Origin of the sequence: Lacibacter cauensis (assembly GCF_007830055.1) — a bacterium.
Classification (GTDB): Bacteria; Bacteroidota; Bacteroidia; order Chitinophagales; family Chitinophagaceae; genus Lacibacter; species Lacibacter cauensis.
Map to the genome: position 1 here is coordinate 808,357 of NZ_VLLE01000003.1, position 15,915 is coordinate 824,271.

General features: G+C 37.0%; 13 protein-coding genes. 1 reads left to right on the top strand and 12 read right to left on the bottom strand.

The window, feature by feature from the left end; translation table 11 throughout:
• Nucleotides 1–119: 119 nt before the first annotated feature.
• Nucleotides 120–1,406: an O-antigen ligase family protein gene (locus IQ13_RS08735; RefSeq protein ID WP_144885965.1), complete on the top strand. Its 1,287-nt coding sequence runs from the start codon at nt 120–122 to the stop codon at nt 1,404–1,406.
• 7 nt (nt 1,407–1,413) lie between these two features.
• On the opposite strand, the gene IQ13_RS08740 is transcribed toward IQ13_RS08735, so the two are convergent.
• From IQ13_RS08740 to IQ13_RS08795, 12 genes are all read right to left on the bottom strand, one after another.
• On the bottom strand, nt 1,414–2,148 hold the full coding sequence (locus IQ13_RS08740) for an ABC transporter ATP-binding protein (RefSeq protein WP_144885966.1): 735 nt from the start codon (nt 2,146–2,148) through the stop codon (nt 1,414–1,416).
• 10 nt (nt 2,149–2,158) lie between these two features.
• Nucleotides 2,159–2,956, bottom strand: coding sequence for an ABC transporter permease (locus IQ13_RS08745; protein WP_144885967.1), 798 nt, complete (start codon nt 2,954–2,956; stop codon nt 2,159–2,161).
• A 4-nt stretch (nt 2,957–2,960) separates the two neighbouring features.
• Entirely contained in the window at nt 2,961–5,126 is a 2,166-nt protein-coding gene (locus tag IQ13_RS08750) for a glycosyltransferase (RefSeq protein WP_144885968.1), read from the bottom strand.
• A gap of 4 nt (nt 5,127–5,130) precedes the next feature.
• Nucleotides 5,131–7,518 carry a glycosyltransferase gene (locus tag IQ13_RS08755; RefSeq protein ID WP_144885969.1) on the bottom strand — a complete coding sequence of 796 codons (2,388 nt, stop codon included), beginning with the start codon at nt 7,516–7,518 and terminating at the stop codon, nt 5,131–5,133.
• A 3-nt stretch (nt 7,519–7,521) separates the two neighbouring features.
• A complete protein-coding gene (locus tag IQ13_RS08760; protein ID WP_144885970.1) occupies nt 7,522–9,039 on the bottom strand; it encodes a glycosyltransferase in 1,518 nt (505 codons plus the stop codon).
• Between the two features lie 11 nt (nt 9,040–9,050).
• Nucleotides 9,051–9,443, bottom strand: coding sequence for a hypothetical protein (locus tag IQ13_RS08765; protein WP_144885971.1), 393 nt, complete (start codon nt 9,441–9,443; stop codon nt 9,051–9,053).
• Between the two features lie 21 nt (nt 9,444–9,464).
• Nucleotides 9,465–10,532 (bottom strand): glycosyltransferase, encoded by a 1,068-nt coding sequence (locus tag IQ13_RS08770; protein ID WP_144885972.1) that lies wholly within the window; start codon nt 10,530–10,532, stop codon nt 9,465–9,467.
• A 160-nt stretch (nt 10,533–10,692) separates the two neighbouring features.
• Entirely contained in the window at nt 10,693–11,499 is an 807-nt protein-coding gene (locus IQ13_RS08775; RefSeq protein ID WP_144885973.1) for a glycosyltransferase, read from the bottom strand.
• A 9-nt stretch (nt 11,500–11,508) separates the two neighbouring features.
• Nucleotides 11,509–13,050: a YifB family Mg chelatase-like AAA ATPase gene (locus IQ13_RS08780; RefSeq protein ID WP_144885974.1), complete on the bottom strand. Its 1,542-nt coding sequence runs from the start codon at nt 13,048–13,050 to the stop codon at nt 11,509–11,511.
• 74 nt (nt 13,051–13,124) lie between these two features.
• Nucleotides 13,125–13,469 (bottom strand): hypothetical protein, encoded by a 345-nt coding sequence (locus IQ13_RS08785; RefSeq protein ID WP_144885975.1) that lies wholly within the window; start codon nt 13,467–13,469, stop codon nt 13,125–13,127.
• Between the two features lie 24 nt (nt 13,470–13,493).
• A complete protein-coding gene (locus tag IQ13_RS08790) occupies nt 13,494–14,498 on the bottom strand; it encodes a hypothetical protein (protein ID WP_144885976.1) in 1,005 nt (334 codons plus the stop codon).
• Between the two features lie 86 nt (nt 14,499–14,584).
• Nucleotides 14,585–15,898, bottom strand: a complete 1,314-nt coding sequence (locus tag IQ13_RS08795) for a MutS-related protein (protein ID WP_144885977.1) — start codon at nt 15,896–15,898, stop codon at nt 14,585–14,587.
• Nucleotides 15,899–15,915: the final 17 nt, after the last annotated feature.

The window sequence follows — 15,915 nt, forward strand, 5'->3', positions numbered from 1 at the left end:
TTTAACTGTATTAGAAATTCTTCTAGAAAATCTGCGGAGCACGAATAGTAACCGTAAAACGTAAGAGATTCAACTTGTCTTGTTGTTGTTTACAGGTATTTTTGCAGACAACCTGATTTATGAAGACATTATTGTTAGCGGATGCAGAAGGGCGGCAGTTAAAGTGGCAGGAAAAAGCGTTTTACTGGCTTGTGCTTGTTTTTTTTATTTCTTTATTTATACCCCGTGCACCGGTTGCTTCTAACATTCTACTTGGGGCGTTTGTAGCACACTCTTTTTTTTATAATCGCCTCAACGAGAAATTGCAGATTCTGAAACAGCGGCCAGTTGTTATTTTAATTACTGCGTACTATTTATTACATGTTATAAGTTTAGCTTGGTCAACAGATAAAGAGGAAGCTGCAACACAGTTAGCCATCAGGTTGCCCATTTTTATTCTTCCGCTGGCAATAGGAACTGTTATTATAAAAAAAGATTTAGCTGATCGTATCATTCTTGTAATCGGATTCATTACTACCGGTGTTGCAGTTGTAAGCCTTGGTCTTTCATTTTCGCAATACATGAAAACAGGCAACTCCGGTTTCCTATACAACGATAGTTTAACCGTTCATTTTGGGCAACAGTCGATTTATGTTGCGATGCTGGTTAATCTTTCAATAGCCGGTATTGTTTACTTGCTGCAAAGAAAAACGGTAGCACAATCGCTGCAGGGTTGGCTTTATGTGTCGCTGATTATTTTATTTGTCTTTCATTTTCTGTTAGCCAGCCGGTCTGCCATGTTATTGTTGTACGGCAGCGCATTACTTTTTGCTTTTTACTATGTATTTACAAAGCGCAGGTATCTTGAAGGAGCAACGCTGATCTTAGGGTTAGTTATTGGTGCGTTTATGCTCTTTAAGTTTTTTCCTAAAACGGTACAGCGGTTTAAAGAATTGGCATATACCAATTTCACGTTTGAAAGTAAAGCAGCCGAAAGCCATTACGATATGCAACTCGACAGTGCACAATGGAACGGGGCCAATACAAGACTTGCACTATGGCAATGTGGTTGGGAGCTAGCAAAACAAAATATGCTTACCGGAGTTGGTATCGGCGATCGTGTAAGCGATATGAATAAAGTTTATGCAGATCGAAAATTTGCAATGGCGATTGAAACAAAAAAGAATGTGCACAACAGTTATCTCGATGCATGGCTGACGTTTGGAATTGGGGGTTTTATTTTATTGTTACTAGCGTTTGCTGTATTGCCATTTGTTGATGCTGTACGTGCTACTAATGGATATTATCTGTTTGTTGTAACCGTGTTTATTGTATCCATGCTGTTTGAAGTATACATAGGCCGAAGTTTCGGTTGTATGCTCGCCGGATTTTTCTATTCGTTTATAGCCGCAACAAAAAAGAAATAATGGCCGATTATTGATTATCGGCCATGTAGAGTTCAATTGCTTTTTCGGTATCGCCGAAGTAAACCATTTCGCCGTTTTTCATAAAACCTGCACGGCTGCAGTATTTACGAATAACATCCATACTGTGACTCACAAGCACAACTGTTTTTCCTTCTATCCAGGAGCTTTCAAAAACCTTGATAGCTTTTTCCTGGAACTTCATATCACCTACTGCAAAAATTTCATCGAGGAACATAATGTCTGCACCGGCGTTTACCGCAATGGAAAAACCGAGACGTGCCACCATACCTGAAGAGAAGTATTTAATCTTGGTATCTACAAAGTCACGAAGCTCGGCAAAATCGATAATGGTATCAAAAATGGCATCGATTTCTTTGATTTTTAAACCCAGTACCGAGCCGGAAACATAAATATTTTCTCGTGCAGTTAACTCATGACTCATACCTACACCAAGGTTCATGAGCATGGTGCTGCCGTTAATTTTTACATAGCCGGTATCAGTAGGGTATACACCTGCAAGAAGCTTAACCAGCGTTGATTTACCACAACCATTACGGCCGAGCAATCCTACACATTCGCCTTTGTTGATTTCAAAGGATGTCATTTTTAATGCAGATACTTTCTTTTTTCTGGGAGGATTGAACAGGTTGAACAGGCGATGTTTTACCGTGTTGTGGCTGTCTTCTGAAATGTAAAACGTCTTGCTTATATTTTTAGCTAGTAATGCTGTTGAGTTTTTCATTTAAAAATAATTATAGTTTTTCTGCAGCTTTGCTTCCAATTTTATTTAAAAGTATTAAACCTAAAAAGAGAAGGAAACTGGAATATACCCAGCCGAATGCCATTAAATCCCACTCAGGGTTCTTATTATACAGTATGACATTTCTGGCGTTAATAATGATGCCAGAAATTGGATTAAGGTAATCTACTCCTGGTAATGCTTTCCGAAATAATTCCAGCTTGAAAAGAATTGGCGATAGCCAAAATCCTACCCCGGTTATCACCAACCATATTTGTGTAATGTCTTTTGCTAACACATAGATATTTGAGAGAATAAGCGAAAAAGCCAATGAAAAAACAACTAGATTAATGAAAATTGGAATTATATACAGCGATTTTAAACTTAATTCTGCTGTGCCGTTATCAAGAAACTGGAAGTAAATAAGGAAAAGGGAAAGATTGAAAAAGAATCCAATGCAGTTAGATAGGATAGTAGACAAATATATTTCAAGTTTATTCATATTTGTGTACTCGTATAAATATTTTTTAGCGTTCAATATTTGTATTGTCCCGGCAGTACTTTCTACAAAAAAATTCCACATGATTAAAGCTATAAATAAAAAGGAAACAAAGTTTGGTACACCTTGTTTAAGCACAATTTCAAACGCTACGTAAAAAATAAAGATTTCAGATATTGGTTTAAGTAAGGCCCATAGCAAGCCGAGCTTATTCTCATAATATCTTAGTTTAAATTCTATTTTGGCTAATAACCAAATCCTTTCAATTTTATTGGATCTGTTATTCCAATCTCTTAAAACTGTTGATGACATGTTACTATTTTTTTACTGCTTTGTAAATTTTTAAAGCAAATTTTTTTACGTGAAGATGTTTTCTGATTGAATAGAAGATAAAACTTTTGAATGGTAGCCATTTTGGAAGCGATCTCCTTTTTGAATAGTCCAATGTAGGGTTATCAATTTTATAGCCTGGTCCATTAGCATTGAGTAATAAGGTCAAATCCTGTGCATATTCGCTAAATACATCTGAATGTTTGTTGGTAATATATTTTATTGAATAAAGGATTTTTTCTGAAGTAAAACGTCTTGCCATTGAGCCTTTTCTGATTCTATATTGGTAAAATGGCTCAGGAAGAACAATGCCTTGCCTTCCACTTTTAACGAGTGAGAGAACTGACTCCCAATCTTCTAGTCCATACTCAAGAGCCTCATCGTTTTTGCCAGCTTCTAGGTAGGCTATTTTCTTATAAACAAGGCCTCCGCCACATACCATATTGTAGTAAAGCAGGTAAGGTAACTCTGGAGTGAATGATGGCCATATGCCATTGCTATTTTCAAAATATCTTACCCACGAGCCAACAAAGTATACGTTACTTTTAGATTGCAAAACTGAGATTGCAGCTCGATAAAATTTCGGGTCTATTTTATCGTCTGCATCAATAAAGGCAATGTATTCACCGCTGGCCTCTTCTGCCCCTCTGTTTCGTGCAAATGAAAGTCCATAGTTAGACTGATTGATCAATCGGAATCCGAAAGCTTTTTGTAGTTTATTTAGTTCTTTTACACTTTCTTCTTCGGTAGAGCCATCGTTAATAACAATTACTTCGAAGTTATCGTATTCAATGTTATAAACAGAGGAAAGAGTTTCTTTAACTGTTTTTCCCATGTTAAAAAATGGGATTATGATAGATAACTTATTATTTATTATTTCTTTTACCGAAACCTCTTTGCGAACTTTTATTTGAGGGCGTAAGAAAGGGAATACATCGCTTTTAGTTGCTTGTTCTAATAGGTTGTTAATAAGTGTCTTTTTTTCTGAAAAGACTTTATCATAGTTATGTAGGTTGTTAACTGATCTTACAGCTTCCTGTCTAATTTTTTGTAATTCGTTTAAAGGCATGCTTTCGATTAGTAAAATCTTGGCTTCAAGATCGCCATGGATCGTATGGTCAAATAAAAAGCCATTTTTGCAATGTATGATTATTTCACTTTGGCCACCTTGTTTTGAAGCCAATACAATTTGCCCATTACTCATTGATTCCAGTACAGTAAACGGATAATTATCTCCAATACTTGGAATAATGATTATGCCTCCATTTTTCGTTTTATCAGTCCAGTTTTCCTGTGAAAGGTTACCAAGAAGTATTAGTTGTTGCTTTCTTAGTTCTGCGGAAAACCTTAGCTTAATCCAATCAGACATTAACATATTTTCCGGGTGATAATAGTGATCCCCACCTCCGATAATGATCAGTTTTCTTTTCCATCCTTTACTCCAAAGTTTTTTGCATGCAATCAAGAGAGGAATAATTCCTTTTTGCGGAGTCATCTTGCCAAAGAAAAACCAATTATTTCTTATTTCATTTTGCTGAATTGTTACAGGTGAAACATTTTTATATGGATATCGAATTATTGAAATTTTCTCAGTTAAGGATTCTAAAAAAAAAGGTTGAATTGCATTTATAAGAAAATGCCCAGGGCTATTTAATTTATCGGCTGCATGAATACACCATTTCTCCATTTCTCCGATCCAAAAGTATGGTAAGCTGTATGAGGGAACTTTATTGTATTCGTAGTACAAGAAAGCGGGTGCATGCAGCGTTAGCAATACTTTCAGATTGCCGAAAAAAGCATAATTCAGGTGCTTATATAGCAATGTGAAATAGGCAATTCCTCCATATTCCTGAGACTCCAATATATCAGGAATTCCTTCTTTTGCCATGTGGTTTTCAATAGCCCTCGCAAAAAGAAAAGATCTTGCTGTCTCATATCCAAGATGCGGATATTGTTCGGTGTTACAATTGAATCTGATTACCCTAATACCATGTTCAAATTTGATAATTTCAGGTAAACTGATTTCTGAAGTAACAAAAATTGAAACTTCATAACCTTTTTCTTTTAGCATTTGCGCATTGTGATAACAATAAGTCGCAATTCCGCCGCCATATTCAGGCGGATATTCGGATGTTAGAATCCAGTATCGCATAGGGTTATTGGCTTTTACTAAAAAGTGATTTTAACGATCGATCCTTTCGTATTACCTTAATAATGTGGCCAAAACGTTTGTACCAAAGCGGAAGAACCTCATACTCTTTGTGATACCAACTTTTGATTTCTGATGCGTTTTTTTCCCAATAGTTAGCAAGTTCACTAAAAGCCTCAGCTTTTTCTAATGAAATTTGCTCTAATGTATTTACAGTATCTTTTGTTGTATTTGTAGATAACTGACTGTTGTTTATTTCTGGAAAATTCGAAAGATGTTCATTTGTGTGTAACTGCTCACGATAGATTGCTGAGTTGTAAGGAAACTGTTTTTTATGCAGTTTGCCCATTTCCTTTTGATTGAAATAATAGTCAAAGAGTTCGTCAAATCTTTCACATCTGCCTTCCCAAGTCCAGTTTTTTATCCTTATTTCATTTTCTTTTGAAAGTGATTCCAGAATTTCCCTGTTCTTTATCAGGTTAAGTAGTAGTTTCTTCAAGGCCTCTTTCGATCTCTCAGTAAGTATATATTCTTTCTGTAGTTTTCCAAAAACCTCTTTTACTATACCAACATCTGTCGAAATAACTGCTATACCGCATGCCATTGACTCTAAAACCGGGTTTGGAGTTCCTTCAATATCGGATGCACATATGTATACATCTAACTGATTATAATAGTCAACCATATTTGCTGGGTCAATATGTGTATGTGGCTCTTGCTTGTCTGCATAAGTCAGTTTAATTGCATATCCTTCCTGAATTAGTTCCTCTACCGCTGGTTTAATAATGGAAATAAAACCTTTGTGATCAATACCATCTTCAGATTGCCCCCATGCACTATTACCTGCCCATCCAACAACCAGAGGCGAATTATGAGATGAAAACGCTTTTTCTTTTTTTCTGTAGAATTTATTTATATCAACGCCATCCTGAATGACACAATATGGCTTTTTATATTCGCTTATTTTGTTGTAGATATTCATTAATTTATGAGAAGAGACAAAATAGCCATCAATGTTATTATTAAAAATGTCAATATTGTTTTGCTTATCAAGTTCTTGTAGATACAAATGATCATAAACACCTGTTAGAAGAATCGTTTCGTTTAAGAAGTCTTCGAATTGATTCCTGGAGATACTGAATTTATATTCAAGGTAATTTTTAAGATCGACGCTGAACAAGTGTTTATATACCGGTCTCCAGAAAAAGAATAGAAGATCGTATTTTTCTTTGTATAAGATTGGATAAAGATCAAGCCATTTTTCCCAAGCATATTCGGATTGAAAATATATCGTAAAATTATATTTATGCGAAAGATGATGCTCGATATTCTTTGCGATGTTATGAAATGCCCAATTCTTAACATCTACGATAAGTGCAATCCTTTTCTTTATTTCATCTCCTTTTTTACTTGTACTTGCCGTTATTAATTGATCCTGTTTTTGTTTGAGCCAGTCCTCGGTATGTTTATCATACACTACCAAACCATTCTTCTTTTCAAAAGCTTCAGCTGACGCTTTTATTATGTCGTTATTAAATCTTTTCTTTTCAGCTTCTATATCATCCTTGTCACTTGAAGGTTTGTGATTATGCACAACAACAAACTTATGTAGGTTGCCAATTTTGTAACCCTTTTTGTATAGTCTGAGTGAAAAATCAATGTCTTCGAATCCAACAAACATGTTGCGGTCAAATCCTCCAATATCCAGAAATTCTTGTCTGTTTAGTATGCATGCGCCACCAAATAGAAAATCAGACAAAAAAGGCGCTTCGATCTCAAGATCATTATATTCTAAATCGGTTTTAAAATTATAACAACTGCCTCCACCCGAAAAGAAGGTTTCGTTTGTAGGCCAGGTAAAAAGAGCACCACCCAAAGCAAAAACTGATTTGTTATCATAATTTATCAATGGAAGGTTTAAGAAATTTACCCCTAAGGTATTAATTGCTTGTTGAACTGATTCCAGCGGATCTTCAACAAAAAACATATCGTTGTCAAGAAACATAATCCAATCTTTTTTTGTTTGACTTGCTGCATAGTTTCTTGCATTTCCAACTCCAAGATTCTCTTGTAATTCAATAATCTTTATCGGGCAACTACAGGTTGAGGTAAATTCTTTAAGAAGTTTTTTTTGTGCAGCCGAAGAATTGTTATCAATGATTAGTATTTCACCTTTAAATTCCGGGATATAGTATTCTACAGAAGTAAGTAATCGGATAGTTAAATTTACCCTGTTTAAACTAAGCAGAACTATACACATGTTTGATCCGTATGGTGCAAATGAAACCTTATTGAATTTTGGAACATTATTTAGATTTGCTGTATTATCACTATAACAATACTCTGTTTTTTTTATGCTATAAGTTAGTTTGTTATATAGTTCTCCAATTTTCATTATTTAATTCTTTTTAAAAATTTTTCGGAACATGATCTGTAAAATATTCGCTTCTTCAAATTTTTCTTTATAAGCAATGATTTGTTGCGATTGTTTATCGTTGCTTTCAGATAGTTCATTTATTGTATTGCTTTGTGCGGTAATTATTTGCTGAAGAGAATTAAGTTCCTTATAAAGAGTATTTTCTGTGTTTTGTTGAGTAGCAAAAATTTTACTTATTTGCACGACTAGATTGTCGATTTTGTTGTTTAAAATATTATTATTTTTTTCCTGTTCAACCAATAAGTGTTGTTGCGAGGTGTTATGTAGTTGTATTAACTGGATAATATTATCACATGAGTTTTTTATACCAATTATCTCTATATCCTGATTTTGCAACAAGTTCATTTGTTCGAACTGTGTTTTTTTAATTTCATTTATTATAACAAACAAGGTTTCTAATCTTGTTTGTAATGTGTCAAAAAGCCGTAATTGCTTTGATAGCAATTCTTGTTCTGAAAGCAGAGCTACCTGCGAGCTCACTATTTTTTGAAGAAGAGAAGCGTGATTTTCGTTTTCCTTAATCAATTGTTGAGTCCTTATTTCAAGACCGTTAATTACATTATGAAGGTCGTTAATTTTATTTTTTGTAATATTTATGCCTGAATCAACTAATGCAAAATGATTTTCACAACTGAAAGTGAGGGCTTCAAGAGCAGAAAAGACTTGTATCAGTTCTCTGTTATTTGATAATATGGAATTAAGTTCATTCGTTTTTACCTCAAGATTTGCTTCTGATTCATCGAGTCTCTTTTGAATACTAACGTTGATATTCTGTTGTTCAGTTTTCAGCTTTTGATAGTAATCAATCAAGTCAATAGACATTTCTTGAGTAAACCATGAGCGTCCCCACATGTGGATTGCAATGGTTTTTGATGTTAGTTCCCATTCGCTGCTGTTTTTTCGTAGGTATGCTTTTTCGTAAGGTAATGGATAGAAGACTTCCTTTTCGAAAAGCATGATGTCGGCAAGAAGTTGTTCTCCATATTTAGCGAGCGAATACTTTTGTTTTAGAATTTCAGTTACAAGGTGGGGAGCAGATAAATTAGCTTTTTCGGTGCCATCAAATTTTTCTAGAAGAGTTTTCTCACAATCCTTTATAAATTCATGATTAGGAATTGCACCGACAATTGCGTTATTAACCCAATAGTCTTCATTTCCGAAGTTACCGGATTCAAAGCCTAAAAAACAATGATAATTTAAAAGAATATCTAATGGACCTAGAATTTTCATATCTGTGTCCATATAAATGCCTCCTTCAGTTCTCAATGCATAAAGTCTTATATAGTTGCTAGCATTAGCCCAATTTTTTTTATTGATTGAAGTTTCGAGATAAGGAATATATGAAGGGATATTATTATTATTCCATTCTTTAATTTTGAAATCAGGATTGAACCGTCTCCATTCGTTTATATATTCTTTATACTCATCATTAAGAGGAGTATCCCCAAACCAACAATAATGTATAATTTTTGGTATCACAATTCTTTACCTCACTTTTTTGTACCTAGCAGCTTTTCTTTAATCGTTCCAATCAAACTTCTCGTCTCATACGTCCTCTTATACCACTCAATATCATTCTGGTAACGGCGTATATCTTCAAGCAGTTTATTAATCAATTGCTTCGTTCCTTCCTGCTTACGGAGTTCATCTTTTAATATTTTTTCTGCTTCTTCCTTTTCTTTTTGCTCTTTCAACAATTGGTCTTCTATTTTTTGTAATCGTTCTACAAGTTCTTCAATACGATCACGCTTAAATTCATTCTCCGAAAGCAAGTGCGTATAAACCTGGCGTAAAACATCTTCCAGGGGAAGATCTTTCAACTTGCCTGCGAGTGCAACAAGTTTGCCGGTGTCATGTAATTGTGTTTGTCCCTGTGTTTCCATTGTTGTTAGATGTAAAGTGATTTAATAGGCATAAGCAATACGGTAATTACCAGCACTGCTGGCCGCATTAAATTCTGTGTTGCATAAACTTTTTGAATAGCTACCCATTGCTTCCAGCATAAAAGGGTTATTGATGTAGTAAAGAATTTGTGTACACGCCTGTTCGATGGAATCGTACAAATCACCATTTACTCCATAACGGATAATATCTTTATTACCGGTACAGTTTGATAGAATTAAAGGTTTGCCTAATGACATTGCGTCAAGTACACCAAAAGATAGGCCTTCATAATCAGCAGTTGAAAGATAAAGAGAGGCTTTTGAGAGTTCTTTTTTTACATCTTCTTCCAAAAGCCATCCTGTTATGCGAATATTGGATGATGATAATAAATACCTGTCAGCTCCATCTCCAATCCAAACAAATTCTACTTGTGGGTACGCTAAAAAATGTTCCGCTATTTCGTTAAAACGTTTTGGGTTCTTTTGTGCAAGAATGCGTCCGCTGAAAGCAATTATAAATTTACCTTCATTGTTATCTGCATTTCTTACCTGCTTAAGCGAGCTGGTTCCATTATTGATATAGGTAGCTTCAATACCCAAATTGCGATAAGCTTCTGCTTCAGATGCTGACACACAAACTACTTTACCTCCGAATGAATGACCAATTAATTCCAATTGCTTATACAGCAAACGTTTAATGCGGCTGTCTTTAACAAGGAAAGGTGCACCGTTGGGGGTATAAATAACCTGCTTTATATTTAGCCATCTGCAAACAAGTCGGCCTAAAAAGCCACTTTTTGATGAGTGCAGATGTACCGCATCTGCAGTACGAAATCGCTTCAGTATAGTAAACAGTTCAAATAAAGCACGGGTATCCTTTACAATGTTTAATCCTCTTTGTGCTGATTTCCAGTGAATAAATTTTACCTGGTTTGGAGGGAAAAGTTTTTTTACTTCAGCACGTTCCATTACCTCGGGGCGCTCTCCGTGAATAACGATATGATAATCCTCCGGCAGATGCTCTACCAGTGACTTTACAAAGGTTACTACGCCGCTCGCAAACGGCTCTACTACATGAACAATTCTCATTTATAGGTATTGTTTTTTCTTAGGCACATTATGTGTCACAGTACTTAGCTTGACAAGTGCTAAACGTAAACCGCTGCAAAGGTATTTGCTATGTATTTAATCGGCTGCACACTTATCGCTTAAAACACACAGTTATGAACTTTGACGATTTTTTATTTTATCAATGTGGAAAACTAAAGCGCTTTAGTTGGGTAATGATTTTATACGGAAACAATGAAAGTAGATGTTGACGTAATAATCCGACGAAAATTAGTGTTTTAATAAAACCGTAATGCTTTATTACTTTTAGTTTTGAACGTATCTGTTGCTTTCTTTTTTTTACACTGATTCCCTCTGTATTTACTTCTGTTTCAACTAAGATTTCCTGTAGAATATGCGAGTGAAATTTCCCGATTAGCTCAAAGAAAAATGCATAATCTTCTGCATAAGGAAAGTTGTAAGGATAAAGTGCTGTTTGTTTTAGTGATTCGTTTCTAAACATAACTGTAGGGTGTATAAAACTGCACTTTAGATGCATTTGTTTGCGAATTACATAATGCTTCTCTGCAGCATGATAAACGAATCGATTTTTTTTTGCAGAATCAACAAACAAACACAAAGAACCAAGTAGAGATATGTAAGTGTTTTCATTTAAAAAATTCACTTGTTTTAAAAATCGCTCTTCATTACATATATCTCCGCAATCTAAACGTGCGGTATACAATGCATCGTTGCGTTCCAGAATAAGTTGCAGGCCGGTGTTTAATGCCTCCGTAATACCTTTGTTTTCTGTTAGCCTGATGATTTCAATTTGCAACTGTTGCAGAATGTCTGCCGGTAGTAATTCTATTGTTACAGGAACATCACTTCCATCATCAACAATCAGAACTTTGCATTTTTTCTTGGGATATACTACCGAGCGAAGCGACCTTATCAATCCTTCAAGATTATTGTAACATGGTATTAAAAGATAGAAATCAAGCATCATCAGTTCTACTTATCCTGCCCAGCCTTCTCTGTCTAAGCTGCGGTATTGAATGGCTTCGGCCAGGTGTTCAATTTTAATGTCGTTGCTTTGCGCAAGGTCGGCAATGGTACGACTAACTTTTAAAATACGATCATACGCTCTTGCACTTAAGTTTAATTTATCCATCGCTGCTTTTAGCAACGTTTGTCCGGCTTGCGAAATAACACAGATTTCTTTCAGTTGCTTGCTGCTCATTTGCGCATTGGCGTAAATGCCTTCCACATCTTTATAACGTTGTTCCTGTATTTCACGTGCAGCAATAACCCGTTCACGAATAACAGTACTTGTTTCGCTGTTTTCTGTTTTCGATAATTCGCTGAAGGGAACGGGTGTTACTTCTACATGCAGATCGATACGATCTAACAATGGTCCGGATATTTTATTGAGATATTTCTGTACTGCACCGGGCGGACAGGTACATTCTTTTTCCGGATGATTGTAATAACCACAGGGGCAGGGATTCATCGATGAAATGAGCATGAACGATGCAGGAAAGTCGAGTGCAATTTTTGCTCTGGAGATGGTGACTCTTCGTTCTTCCATGGGCTGACGCATAACTTCCAGTACAGTGCGTTTGAATTCCGGCAGTTCATCTAAAAACAACACACCGTTATGCGCTAACGAAATTTCTCCGGGTTGCGGATTGCCGCCGCCACCAACCAATGCAACATCGCTAATTGTATGATGTGGCGAACGAAACGGACGCTTTGAAATGAGCGTAGCATTTTCCGGTAACTTGCCTGCTACACTATGAATTTTTGTTGTCTCTAATGCTTCCTGCAAACTCAATGGCGGAAGGATGGTAGGCAACCTTTTTGCAAGCATGGTTTTACCTGCACCGGGCGGGCCAATTAAAATAGCATTATGACTTCCGGCAGCTGCAATTTCCAAGGCACGTTTAATGTTGTGCTGTCCTTTTACATCACTGAAATCAAATTCGAAATCGTATTGTGCATGAAAGAATTCTTCTCTTGTATTTACAACAACAGGCTTCAGTGAATCTTCGTTTTCAAAAAAGTTGATCACATCACGTATATGCTCTACGCCATACACGTTGAGATTGTTCACCATTCCTGCTTCACGTGCATTTTGTTTGGGAACGATCAATCCTTTAAAATTTTCTTTACGTGCCTGTATGGCAATAGGCAATGCGCCTTTAATGGGTTGAATGCTTCCATCCAGACTCAGTTCACCCATAATCACATACTCACTTAATTTTTCCGGATTAGGTACTTGCTCTGTAGCACCGAGTATACTAACGGCAATGGGCAGGTCGAATGCAGTACCTGTTTTGCGAATGTCGGCAGGAGCGAGGTTGACAATTACTTTTGTGCGGGGGAAAAAATAGCCCGATGTTTTTAATGCACTTTCAATACGCTGCTCGCTTTCTTTCACAGCGCTATCTGGTAAACCCACCATGAAAAATTTCTGGCCATTACTCACATTCACTTCAATAGTGATGGTAATTGCATTTACTCCGTAAACAGCGCTTCCAAAGGTTTTAACGAGCATGCAGGTTGTGGATGTTTAGTTGTAAGATAAAAGTAATTTTTTTAGCGGAGAAGTAAAGTCTTGTCGCCGCATGGTTAAAACCAGAGTGGCTCATTCTTGAGCAAAACCTGCCACAGCAATGTTACAGCAGTAAGAAGTGAATACAGGATCTTCCGTACAAAGAACCGCAGCTTTACTTTGTTCGGTTGAAATCCCATTCGTTCGAAAGCTTCTGAGTAGAACGTACTGCCATCTTCTTCACTCAAGCCATGTTTGGCATTCAGCAGGCAACGGCCCCAGATCGCATGTTGCAGAATCGTGGCAACAAATACCGGTACCAGGATTTTCCAGTTAAGGAGAAAAGGCGCTGCATAAGCACCCGCAGTAAGAATGCAATGCACGACGAAAATGATGTTTGATTTTACTTGTGGTGAAAACATAACAGTACTGTAAAGTTGCGTCTTCTACTTCAGCCACAAACATACAATTCTTCCTTTGCCTGTGGCCGGAGGAAAGACCATTGCAGAATCGTTTTGGATCAGCTGTAGATGCCCGTTTAACTGTTTATCGAACAGGCTGCCATTAAATGTAAGGGCGATACCTTGCTGTATTTCACTGGCCAGGTTTTCCTTGTGCAAAGGAAAAGCGTGTATTGAATCTGTACCCGGAAAATGAGCAGTAGGTTTCATTGCTTCAAACCAAATTTTTTGACGGTTTGCTGCAACAAAAGTTAAGTTGCCCGATGCTGAAAAATCAACAAGAGCAGCACCGTTCAACTCCTGTTTTTTTACAGGCTGTGCAATAGCTCCACTTGTATCAAACAAGAAAAATGTATTGAGCAAAACAGCACCCGGTTTTGGTTGGATTGTATGGGCGGAATCAATACCAGCATCGGGCAACAGGATCGAACCCGCAGCAATCCGGCATTTGTATTCTTTTGCTAAATTGGTAAATACCTGGCAGTATTGCTTTGCCATTTTTGCTGCTTTCAGATGAAAAACAGCATAACTGTTCTTATCTGCCACCGGCGATTTAAACCATCCATTGAGATAGCTGAATAAGCTGGCAGATCGAATGCCCTTGAAAGCATCCTGTAACGATGCAGCTTTGTAAACACTTTCTTTTTCATTCGCTAATACCAGCCAGGTGCCAATCTGTTCGGGCAGCACAACAACCGATTTGCTGTTGAGTTTTCCTTCACGTTTCAGCTGTTCAAAATAAAAGCGGAGCGATGTTTCGAAATTGTAAGCAGTGGAATAATTAACTGCTGTTAAATAAGGTTGTATGCCGATGAGGTTTCCTTTGCCACTGTCTGCGCCTTGTTCAATATATTCAAACCGTACTTTAAACTCGGGGTTTTTGCTCCAGCCGCTTTCTTTTTCTGTTGCACGACCGGTAAGCGACCAAATAAAATAGCCTGCAAACAAAACAGCTAAAAGAATCGTTATGCGGATGAAGAATTTTTTCATTGAATTATTTTTTTGAACCACAGAGACACAAAGAAAAAAATCTGTGAAAATCTTTTACATCCGTGTTATCTGCGATTCTATCTTACTTACAACTTCTCCAACATATCCACCACCTTCTCCCGCTTCAAAATCAAATAACCAAAGCGGTCGTTGCTGATGCCTTCTTTTAATTGGTAGCTGAATTGTAATTGCTCATCGGTGGCTGTTGTTTCAAAATAGCGGAACGAAATATTCGGGTATTGTTTCAACTCTTCACCAATTTCATACAAATGGGTAGAAAGAATAAACAGCGAACTTTTAATCTTCACCAATCCTTTAATCACCGCTGTACTGCAATGCATCGCATCCTGTATATTGGTGCCTTTAAACAATTCATCAATCAGCACCAACCATTTGCGGCCATCAGTAATTTTCTGTACCGTATTTTTTATGCGTTGCACTTCATTGAAGAAATAACTTTCGCCTTTTACAATATTATCCTGCACCTGAATATTACTCAGCAATCCATCAAACATGCTTAATTCAAACGATGCTGCCGGTACACCCATACCCAGGTGTGCCAGGTAAACAGCACAGCCCATCGATTTAATAAACGTGCTCTTACCGGCCATGTTGGCACCGGTGAGAAATAAAAAGTTGGCCTGCGGATTCAAGGTGATATCGTATGCAACAGGTGTTTTCAACAGCAGGTGATACAGCCCTGTTGCTTTAATCATGGGTTCGCTGCTGTCGTGCATTGCAGGAAAATGCAGGTTGAAGTGCTTTACCGCTTTTGCCATGCTGTAGAATGCATCGAGCTGATGATACAGATTGATCAGTTGCTCCGCTTCCTGTTTGTAATGGTACTGCAGAAAATGCCCGAACTGCAACATTTTTTGAGGCAGCCATTTGGGGTTACCTGCAGCAATCATTTCATGAATCATTTGATGATTCATCCATTTACGGATGTCGGTTAACAGCTTTTGTAAAATGGGTGAACCATTATCATCCCACAGTAATTGCTGCAGCTGATCCATGCCTTTTAAAAAATCAACAAAGTGTCCCACTGTATAACGTACCAATCGGTAATCGGCTGCATTTACCAGCCGGTACATCAATGTCGGTAAGGGCGAGTAACTGTTGGGAATATGATCGAACGGGTAACCATAAAATTTCTCGATCATTAAAATGGTCCCATTGGTAATCGATACTGGCCACTGTTCTAACAGCGAGCCGATATGTTGCAATGCCTGTTGTGTTTGCAGAATATTCGATAACTGTTTATGCGGATGCGTTAACAGGTATTCGAGATGTTCTCTGCCACCAACTGTATTGCAGAAGTTGATGCGTTGCAGCAACGAGTACTCTTCCTCAGGATTAAAGATCGAAAGATCGTAGTATGTGACTTTGTCTATTTCCAATGCTTGCAGATGCGTTT